This is a genomic window from Clostridia bacterium (assembly GCA_036562685.1).
Lineage (GTDB): Bacteria > Bacillota > Clostridia > Christensenellales > DUVY01 > DUVY01.
In genome coordinates this window covers 1-2,611 of record DATCJR010000001.1, presented here as the reverse complement: position 1 = coordinate 2,611, position 2,611 = coordinate 1, and the positions used below count along the sequence as shown (strand labels likewise).

3 protein-coding genes are annotated in these 2,611 nt (G+C 34.5%); 2 read left to right on the top strand and 1 reads right to left on the bottom strand.

Features of this window, described 5'->3' with window-relative positions; translation table 11 throughout:
* Positions 1 to 700 (top strand): DUF1015 family protein (locus tag VIL26_00015; GenBank protein ID HEY8389333.1); only part of this gene is annotated, 700 nt, incomplete at its 5' end.
* 129 nt (positions 701 to 829) lie between these two features.
* Positions 830 to 2,149 carry an aspartate kinase gene (locus tag VIL26_00010; GenBank protein HEY8389332.1) on the top strand — a complete coding sequence of 440 codons (1,320 nt, stop codon included), beginning with the start codon at positions 830 to 832 and terminating at the stop codon, positions 2,147 to 2,149.
* A gap of 281 nt (positions 2,150 to 2,430) precedes the next feature.
* On the opposite strand, the gene VIL26_00005 is transcribed toward VIL26_00010, so the two are convergent.
* The coding region (locus VIL26_00005; protein HEY8389331.1) for a hypothetical protein at positions 2,431 to 2,611 on the bottom strand (181 nt) is incomplete at its 5' end.

Below are 2,611 nucleotides of genomic sequence, written 5' to 3'. Positions count from 1 at the left end.
TTTTGACCTTAACCGAAACGGCGGACATATCAAAGGTTACGCGCTAAAAGACCCTCAAAAACTCATAGATGCGTTCAAAAAGATATCTACGGAAGAAGCTATTAAAAAAACTTGCAAGTCCTGCAACGGCTTTATGTTAGCGGTAGGCGATGGCAATCATTCTTTGGCTGCGGCTAAAGTTAATTGGAATAATATAAAGCGCGAATTGCCTGAAAGCGAAAGAGCAAATCATCCTGCAAGATATACGCTAGTAGAAATCGTCAATTTATATAGCGAAGGACTTAATTTCCATCCTATACATAGAGTAGTCAAGAATGTTGATGTAAAACAAGTTATCAATTCACTCAAAAATGAATTCAGTGCTGAAGAAGGTTCGACCGAAATAGTATTTAATTCGCATGACTCTGTAACTGTGCCTATTCCTTTGGAGCCGCTGGATGCAATAGAATCCGTTCAGAAATTCTTGGATGACTTAAAACTAGATGATGACAGCATAGTAATTGACTATGTTCACGGCGATGATAATTTGAGAGAGATTGTATCTTCTGTTCCAGATTCTCTGGGCATCAAGTTGCCTTCTATCAAAAAAGAGAATTTCTTTGAGGCGCTTGCTACACGCAAGGTTTTCCCTAAAAAGAGTTTTTCTATTGGCGAAGCCACTGAGAAAAGATATTATCTTGAAGCCAAATTTATAAAATAATCAGAATATTTATAAATTTTTCATTTATAAATATTACTCAATTTTCTAATTATATGGTATTATAATTGTTACATCCTTATTGATAATAAGGGTCATTTGTGATTTTTATTTTTTTGGGAGATATATATAATGAAAGTGTGTAAATTTGGCGGAACTTCTATGGCGGATGCGTCAAGCATTTTAAAATCCGCAAATATTGTAAAATCTGATCCCGAACGCAAATATGTCGTTGTAAGCGCACCTGGCAAAGTTAATGGAAAAGAAAAAGTAACAGATATGCTTATCAGCTGTTACGAAACGGTAAAGAAGGGGATTTCTTGCAAAGATATTTTTGCCAAAATTAAAGAACGTTTTGAAACCATTGTAAAAGAGCTAAAACTAAATTTTGATTTAACCGAAAAACTAGAAAAAGTGTATCAGGATATAGAAAACGGAGCCAGCAGAGATTATGCCGCAAGCCGCGGTGAATATCTTATGGGAATTGTTTTTGCTGAACTGTTAGAATATGAATTTGTCGATGCTGAAAACATCATTAAGTTTTTCCCAGATAAAAGCTTTGATTCTGAATATACCAACGATTACACTCAAAAAGTTTTGAGTGAACTAAAAGAAAAAGGAGCTGTTGTTCCCGGCTTTTATGGCAGGACTCCAGACGGAGCTATATGTACTTTTTCTAGAGGCGGTTCGGACGTAACAGGGTCTATATTGGCACGCGCTGTTAAGGCGGATTTATACGAGAACTGGACAGATGTAAACGGATTTATGATGTGCGATCCCAGAATCGTTCCTAATCCTCAAAAAATAGATATCTTGACATATAAAGAACTGCGAGAATTGTCATATATGGGCGCTACTGTTTTGCATCCCGAATCTATTTTTCCGGTAAGACGAGCTGATATTCCAATTAATATAAGAAACACCTTTGAGCCTGAAAATAGCGGTACTATGATAGTGCCTTCAAAAAATTATCAAGGTCAGAGCGCAAGAATAATCACAGGTATTGCAGGCAAAAAGGATTTTACGGCGATATACATAGAAAAATCTATGATGAACAGTGAGCTTGGTTTTGCAAGAAAAGCGCTTTCAGTTTTAGAACATTATGATATATCTATTGAACATATGCCTACCGGTATAGATACATTGAGCTTGGTTATAGAAAGTCATCAGCTGGAAGGCAAACTTGACCATGTTCTTGCAAGATTGCAGGCAATACTTAATCCTGACCATATAGAAGTTGTAGAGCATCTAAGTTTGATAGCTACTGTAGGACACGGTATGAGCAAAAGAAAAGGTACTGCAGCAAAACTGTTTTCGGCGCTTTACAGTGCTGACATTAATATAAGAATGATTGACCAGGGCAGCAGCGAGTTAAATATAATAGTAGGTGTGGATAACAGCGACTTTGAAAAAGCGATAGCGGCGATCTATAACGCTTTTGTCAATAAATAAATTTTAAATGCTTTCTTTTAAAGAAAGCGTTTTTTTATTAAGATTGGTTAAAATATTACCATAATGTGATTAATCGATATTGACATATAGTAATTTTTATCGTAGTATAAAATTAAACAAAACAATGAGGATAAGCTGTTTATGATGATGAAATATAAGACCAAAAGTGATAATATTTATAACGCATTAGCCGTTAGTTTTTCGGTAATGTCTTTATTTCTGCTTTTTATGTTTATGATTTATTTTTTGTACAGCACGACTAAAACAGGTTATAACTTAGTTTATTCGTTGTTTTTGACTTTGGAAATTGTCACAATGGTGGTAGGAACTTTTTTTGCTGTAAAACAAATTGTACGGAATAAGCATCTAGAAGCAGTATTATCTATTATGTTGCTTAGCTTGTCGTTTTTTGGATTATTAATAATGATAAGTGTTATATAAATATGTTTATTAAAAAAATCT